5 protein-coding genes and 1 pseudogene are annotated in these 7184 nt (G+C 65.5%); 2 read left to right on the top strand and 4 right to left on the bottom strand.

Annotated elements, in window-relative coordinates:
• A pseudogene (locus tag BJ122_RS08165) lies at window positions 1–210 on the top strand (IS4 family transposase); the annotation flags it as partial.
• Window positions 211–346: 136 nt separating this feature from the next.
• Here the strand turns inward: BJ122_RS08165 and BJ122_RS08160 are convergent.
• From BJ122_RS08160 to BJ122_RS08145, 4 genes are all read right to left on the bottom strand, one after another.
• A complete protein-coding gene (locus tag BJ122_RS08160; RefSeq protein ID WP_110780585.1) occupies window positions 347–1648 on the bottom strand; it encodes an RsmB/NOP family class I SAM-dependent RNA methyltransferase in 1302 nt (433 codons plus the stop codon).
• A gap of 158 nt (window positions 1649–1806) precedes the next feature.
• A complete protein-coding gene (locus BJ122_RS08155) occupies window positions 1807–2838 on the bottom strand; it encodes an NADP-dependent oxidoreductase (protein WP_110780584.1) in 1032 nt (343 codons plus the stop codon).
• Window positions 2839–2957: 119 nt separating this feature from the next.
• Window positions 2958–4451, bottom strand: a complete 1494-nt coding sequence (gene guaB / locus BJ122_RS08150; protein WP_110780583.1) for an IMP dehydrogenase — start codon at window positions 4449–4451, stop codon at window positions 2958–2960.
• Between the two features lie 245 nt (window positions 4452–4696).
• The gene (locus BJ122_RS08145; RefSeq protein ID WP_027276907.1) at window positions 4697–4945 is read right to left on the bottom strand and encodes a hypothetical protein; all 249 of its coding nucleotides are present in this window, start codon (window positions 4943–4945) and stop codon (window positions 4697–4699) included.
• A gap of 136 nt (window positions 4946–5081) precedes the next feature.
• On the opposite strand from BJ122_RS08145, the gene BJ122_RS08140 reads away from it, so the two are divergent.
• The gene (locus BJ122_RS08140) at window positions 5082–6554 is read left to right on the top strand and encodes an MFS transporter (protein WP_110780582.1); all 1473 of its coding nucleotides are present in this window, start codon (window positions 5082–5084) and stop codon (window positions 6552–6554) included.
• Window positions 6555–7184: the final 630 nt, after the last annotated feature.

The raw sequence follows: 7184 nt of genomic DNA, 5'->3' as shown, positions 1-7184 counted from the left end.
ATCCTGGCTGCCATGATCGCCTATCTGCTGCTGCGGATCGCCGCGCGCGAAAGCCGCCTCGTCATGCCCGCGATACGCTTCGCCGGTCTGGTCGCCGCATCCCTGTTCACGCGAAAACAGCTCGCCGAGATCGACCGGCCTCCCAAGGTCAACCCTTCCGCCGCCCGCCCGCGTGTCTCGCCCGACCAGATGAGCTTCTGCTATGTATGACTTTCCCCGGACAGCCGTGCGCAGCGGTGGGGAGAGGTCGACCGGCGAAGCGCAGCAAAGCCGGTCGGGTGAGGGGGCGTTTCCGCACGGGCCGTGGCAGTGACCGATCGAGCGCCCCTCGCCTCAGCCAGCGGCGTTAGCCCGTCTTCTTCAACACGCTGACGAAAAACCCATCGGTGCCGGTGCGGCGCGGGGTCATCATCAGGCCCTCGGGCGACACCAGCGCCGCGGCCAAAAAGGCCTCGGCCTTGTCCCACAGCGCTGCGGCCACCTCGGCCGGCGGAACCACCGTGAATTCCGGGTGCCGGGCCAAAAACCCTTGCACCTGCGCGTTATTTTCCGAAGCCAGCACCGAACAGGTGATGTAGGCGATCCGGCCGCCGGGCTTGACCATCGGCGCGGCGCGCTCCAGCACCGCCTGCTGCGCGGCCAGTCGGATTTCCAGCGCGCCCGGCCGCATCCGCCATTTGGCGTCCGGGTTGCGGCGCCAGGTGCCGGTGCCGGTGCACGGCGCGTCGATCACCACCAGATCGGCCGAGCCGCGGATATCGGCCAGCGGATCGGCCTCGCCCTTCGGCGCGCGGATTTCGGCATTGTGCACCCCGGCGCGCGACAGCCGCTCATGGATCGGCGCCAGCTGGCGCTTGTCGGCGTCCGAGGCGATCAGCCGGCCCTTGCCCTGCATCATCGCGGCCAGCGCCAAGGTCTTGCCGCCGGCACCGGCGCAAAGGTCGATCACCTGCTCGCCCGGCTTGGCGGCTGTCAGCAGCGCGGCGAGCTGCGAGCCCTCGTCCTGCACCTCGATCGCGCCCTTGATGAACACTTCTTCGGCCTGCACGCCGGGATTGCGGGCGTCGGCGCCAAGCTCGATGCGCAGCCCAAGCGGCGACCACGGCGTCGGCTGGGCATGCAGATGGGAAAGCTGCGCCTGCACCTTCTCGCGCTTGCCGCGCAGCGTGTTGACGCGCAGATCGAGCGGCGCGCGGCTGGCCATCGCGGCGGCTTCCGCCACCCGGTCGTCGCCGAACACCGCGGCGAGTTCGCCGTCGAGCCATTCCGGATAATCGCCGGCGACATGGGCCGGCGCGTCATTGAGCGTGCGGCTGTCGAGCGCCTGACGCTCGGCCTCGCTCAGCGGCTGCGGCGCAAAACGGCTGCCGTCGCACAGCGCCGCCACCGCGGCGCCATCAAGGCCACGCTCCAGCTTCAACATGCCGAGCACCCGGGCGCGGGCGCTGTCGTCATCCATCAGGAACGCGCTGGAGGCGCGGCGGCGCAGCACGTCCCAGGTCAGCCCGGCGATCGCGGCACGGTCACCGGAGCCCGCGAAACGATGCGCGGTGCCCCATTCCTTGAGCGCCTGGGCGGCGGGAATCCGCTGGGTTTCGATCGTTTCGATCACTTCAATGGCGGCGGAAAGCCTGGCTGCGGGCGTCATGGATCACTTTCGGCAGGTGGGGAGATTTGTCGAATGCCGCTTTAACAGATCGGCGGCCGAATGCGCAGCGCGAAATCGGTCCCCCTGCCGATCAGCGAGGCCGGTTGCAGGCATCCCACACTGCCTGCAACCGCACGCCGACACGCCGCGTGATCGCGCTAGCTGCGATCGGGCCCGATCCGCACCAGCTGCTTGCCGAAATTAGCGCCGCGCAGTAGCCCGATAAACGCCTCGGGCGCGCTCGCCAATCCTTCGGTGACGAACTCGCGATATTTGACGCGGCCCTCTCGCACCCACTGCCCCATATCGCGCAGAAAATCGCCGTGCATGGCGGCAAAGTCGGTGACGATGAAACCGCGGAAGGTGAGCCGCTTCACCAGGATCGCGCGCATGATCGAATTGGCCCATTTCGGCGTCGGCGTATCGGGGCCGAAAATGGTGTTGTAGTCGGCGATCAAGCCGCACACCGGAATGCGCGCAAAATTGTTGAGCCGCGGATACACCGCCTCGAACACCTTGCCGCCGACATTTTCAAAGTACACGTCGATGCCCTTGGGGCAGGCGTCCTTGAGCTGCGCGGCAAGATCAGCATCGCGGTGATCAAGACAGGCGTCGAAGCCGAGTTCCTTGACCACGTAGTCGCATTTGTCCTTGCCGCCGGCGATGCCGATGGCGCGCGCGCCCTTGATCTTGGCGATCTGCCCGACCGCCGAACCGACCGCGCCGGACGCCGCCGCCACCACCACGGTCTCGCCGGGCTGCGGATTGCCGATCGCGAGCAGTCCGGTATAGGCGGTCATGCCAGGCATGCCGAGCACGCCAAGCGCGGTGGAAATCGGCGCAAGATTAGGATCGATCTTGCGCAGCCCGCGGCCATCGACCAGCGCGTGGCTCTGCCAGCCGCTATGAGCCAGCACGATGTCGCCGGCCGCAAGGCCTGGCGATCGGGACTCGATCACCTCGCAAACCGTGCCGCCTTCCATCACGCCGTCGATCGGCACTGGCGCGGCATAGGACGGGCCATCGCTCATGCGACCGCGCATATAGGGATCGAGCGACAGCCAGATCGTGCGCAGCAGCACCTGCCCCTCGCCGGGGCTGGCGAGGTCATAGTCTTCGAGGCGGAAATTGTCGGGTGCAGGCTCGCCGGCTGGTCGCGACGCGAGAACGATACGCTTGCCCTTGGACATGTCGTCTTCCCTGATGTTGTTCAATCAGGGAACTGTAAGCGAGCGCGCCGCGCTCGCCAACTGCGGCGGGTGAGCTGCCGCGCCGGCAGCTCACCATCGTTCGCACGCGCTGTACAGCGTTACACAGCGCTCGGATAGTTCGGGCTCTCGCGGGTGATGGTGACGTCGTGGACGTGGCTCTCACGCAGGCCCGCGCCGGTGATACGCACGAACTGCGCCTTGGCGTGGAACTCGGTGAGCGTCTTGGCGCCGACATAGCCCATCGCGGCGCGCAGGCCGCCAGCGAGCTGATGGACGACATTGCCGACCGGGCCCTTATACGGCACCTGGCCCTCGATGCCTTCCGGCACCAGCTTCAAGGTGTCCTTGATGTCCTGCTGGAAGTAGCGGTCGGCGGAGCCGCGCGCCATCGCGCCGACCGAGCCCATGCCGCGATAGGCCTTGTAGGAACGGCCCTGCCACAAGAACACTTCGCCGGGGGTTTCGTCGGTGCCGGCCAGCAGCGAACCGACCATGGCGATATCGGCACCGGCGGCGAGCGCCTTGGCGAGGTCGCCGGAATATTTGATGCCGCCGTCGGCGATCACCGGAATGTCAGACTTCTTGGCCGCTTCCACCGCATCCATGATCGCGGTGAGCTGCGGCACGCCGACGCCGGCGACGATGCGCGTGGTGCAGATCGAGCCCGGACCGATACCGACCTTGATGGCGTCGGCGCCGGCATCGATCAGCGCCTGCGCGCCTTCCTTGGTGGCGATGTTGCCGGCCACCACCTGCACCGAGTTCGACAGCCGCTTGATGCGGCTGACCGCTTCCAGCACGCGGGTCGAATGACCATGAGCGGTGTCGACCACGATCACGTCGGCGCCGGCATCGATCAGCCGTTCGGTGCGTTCAAAGCCGCCCTCGCCGACCGTGGTCGCAGCGGCCACGCGCAGCCGGCCCTGGGAATCCTTGGAGGCCAGCGGATGCGCCACCGCCTTCTCGATGTCCTTCACGGTGATCAGGCCGACGCAGCGATACTGATCATCGACCACCACCAGCTTCTCGATGCGGTTGGTGTGCAGCAGCTTCTTGGCTTCGGACTGATTGACGCCCTCGCGCACGGTGACCAGATTTTCGCGGGTCATCAGTTCGGAAATCTTCTGGCCCGGGTCGGTGGCGAAACGCACGTCGCGATTGGTGAGAATGCCGACCAGCTTGCCGGGGATGCCCTTGCCGGCGCCGGTCACCACCGGAATGCCGGAAATGCCGTGGTCGTTCATCAACGCCAGCGCGTCGGCCAGCTTGGCATCCGGATCGATGGTGAGCGGGTTCACCACCATGCCGGATTCGTATTTCTTGACCTGGCGCACCTGCGCGGCCTGACCGTCGCCCTCGAAATTGCGATGGATGACGCCAAGGCTGCCGGCCTGCGCCATCGCGATCGCCATGCGCGCCTCGGTCACGGTGTCCATCGCGGACGCGATGATCGGAATGTTGAGCGGAATGTTGCGGGTGATGCGCGAGCGGATATCGGCTTCCGACGGCAGGATGTCGGACAACCCTGGTTTCAGCAGCACGTCATCGAAAGTGTACGCTTCGCGAAACCTGGATTCCTGATCAAACGCCATCGCCAACTCCGTTCAGCGGCCCCAAATGCCGCGTTGTCCCAGAAATGGGTTTTTCGGCGCCGCGATGCGAAAGCACCGCCGCCGAATCGAGCCCATCGATGGGGGTTGGCGCGGGTCGATAGCATGGCGGGCTGCCGATGCCTAGGCCCAAAGTCGAGCCATGGCACCAGGAATGGCTGCCCTGCGCCAGGCTGCTTGCCCCCGGAGCGGCCGCAGCGACCGATCCCGGCTGCGCTGCACGCCCGTCAGCGCCGGTAGCCCGGCGGCGGGCCGTGCTGGCGGATCGCCTCCACCACTTCCTGGTGCATGCGCTCCTCGCGCTTCATGCGCACCGCAATCAGTGCGTGAACCGAAGGCACGAACAGCAGCGGATGGAACAACATCCCCAGCACCAGACAGACCACCAGCAGGATGACATTGAACACCGCCGACAAGGGCTGGCCGTTCACCAGCAAGCCAATCGGCGGCAGCAGCGCAGCGAGGATGTAGATCATGGCGGACCTCCTGTGGTCACGCAGGATTTAGGAGCGCCGCCGCTATCCGCAATAGTGCTGCGATGGTAAAGCGCAAGCTCAGTTTGTTCGCCCAGGCGCCCTGCGCCGCTTTGCCAGCCGGCCAATCGAGACATCCTTGCCCAAGGAACGCCTGATCCCGCTGATCGTCGCCGCCGCGTTGTTCATGGAGAACATGGACGCGACGGTGATCGCGACCTCGCTGCCGGCGATCGCCGCCGACATCGGCACCAGCCCGCTGACGCTGAAACTGGCGATCACCTCTTATCTGCTGTCGCTGGCGGTGTTCATTCCGGCATCGGGCTGGACCGCCGACCGCTTTGGCGCGCGCACGGTGTTTTCAGCGGCGATCGCGGTGTTCATGGTCGGCTCGATCGGCTGCGCGCTGTCGCACTCGATCACCGACTTTGTCGCGGCGCGCGTGCTGCAAGGGCTCGGCGGCGCGATGATGACGCCGGTCGGGCGCCTGGTGCTGCTGCGCTCGATCGACAAAAGCGCGCTGGTCGGCGCGATGGCGTGGATGACGGTGCCGGCGCTGATCGGCCCGGTGATCGGGCCGCCGCTTGGCGGCTTCATCACCACTTATTTCTCCTGGCACTGGATCTTTCTGATCAACATCCCGATTGGCCTGGTCGGCATCGTGCTGGCGCAGCGCTACATCGATCCGATCCGCAGCGACGCGCCCGAGCCGTTCGACCTGTATGGCATGATACTGGCCGGCATCGGGCTCGCCGGCATCGCGTTCGGCTTCTCGGTCGCCGGACTGAACATGCTGCCCTGGCCGGTGGTGGTGGCGCTGATCGGCACCGGCTGCATCGCGATGACGCTCTATGTGCTGCACGCCCGCAAGACCGCATCGCCGGTGCTGGATTTCTCGCTGCTGCGACTGGCGACGCTGCGCGCCAGCATCATCGGCGGCTTCGTGTTCCGGATCGGGATCGGCGCGCTGCCGTTCCTGCTGCCACTCTTGATGCAGATCGGCTTCGGGCTGACGCCGTTTCAATCCGGCCTCGTCACCTTCGCCTCCTCCGCGGGCGCAATGAGCATGAAGCCGCTGGCGGCGCGCATCATCCGCACGTTCGGTTTTCGTAACATCATGATTATCAACGCGGTGGTCAGTTCGCTGTTTCTGGCCGCCTGCGCGCTGTTCACGCCATCAACACCGATGCTGCTGATCATGCTGATCTTGCTGGTCGGCGGCTTCTTCCGCTCGTTGCAGTTCACCGCGATCAACACCGTGGCCTATGCCGAAGTCGAGACCGCGAAGATGAGCCGCGCCACCACGCTGGTCAGCGTCAATCAGCAACTGGCGATCTCGACCGGGGTCGCGGTCGGCGCGCTGTGCGTCGAAACCACCATGCAATGGCGCGGACTGACCGAGCTGTCGGTCGAAGCCTTCGCGCCAGCCTTTGTGGTGGTGGCGGTGCTGTCGGCGCTGTCGGCCTATTTCTTCTGGAAACTGCCGGACGACGCCGGCCACGAGATCTCCGGACGCAAGGCGATGGAGATTTCCAGCCGCAAGGGCGCGGCACAGGCGGCGGAAAAGGCCGCCAACGAAACCACGCCGGACACCCGCGATCAGCGGCTATAGGCCAATCGCGTTCGAGCAACTGCACCACCTGCTACTGGCGGCGCAACCAACGCGCTGCGCCCCGCGAACTAATTCGCAGCAGCGCCGTCCTGACCTGACGCACCGACAAGCGCGCCGCTTTCGCGCGCCGTCATGCGACGCGCTGCGCGCGCACCAAAATCCGCTGCGCTGTCCGAGCTATGAGCCGGATGATGGGCCGAAAATAGTCAGCTTTCCCGCGGTGATGCGAGGTCTCTTGCAACGCCTAGATTCGGTTCGGGCTAGTCGGCCCGTTCGAACACGGCGAGGCTTTGGTCATGCGAACGCGGCGACCTTTGTGTGATCGAGCTACTTGTCTGAATGCCCCGCCTCATCGTCGATTCGCACCGCCAGCCTCAGCACACTTCGGCAGGTCGGGCATCGAAAATGCGGCACATCGAAGCTTCCATTCGCGTGCTCAACTTCTACGAGTTCGCGATCTACGCCACACGACCGGCACATCGGAGTCGGAATATCCATTGCTGCACCGATTCGCTCTCTCGAATAGACTAAGCCTATGAGGAGTTTATTCCGGCCGTTTGTACCTAATTACCTCAGCTAATATTTTGCTGTGAATCAAGTGATTGCAACCAGCTCCCACTTGAAAATTCT

The sequence above is a fragment of the Rhodopseudomonas faecalis genome, assembly GCF_003217325.1.
Taxonomy (GTDB): Bacteria; Pseudomonadota; Alphaproteobacteria; order Rhizobiales; family Xanthobacteraceae; genus Rhodopseudomonas; species Rhodopseudomonas faecalis.
Note: the sequence above shows the minus strand (reverse complement) of the source record. Positions and strands in the feature narration are given on the sequence as shown.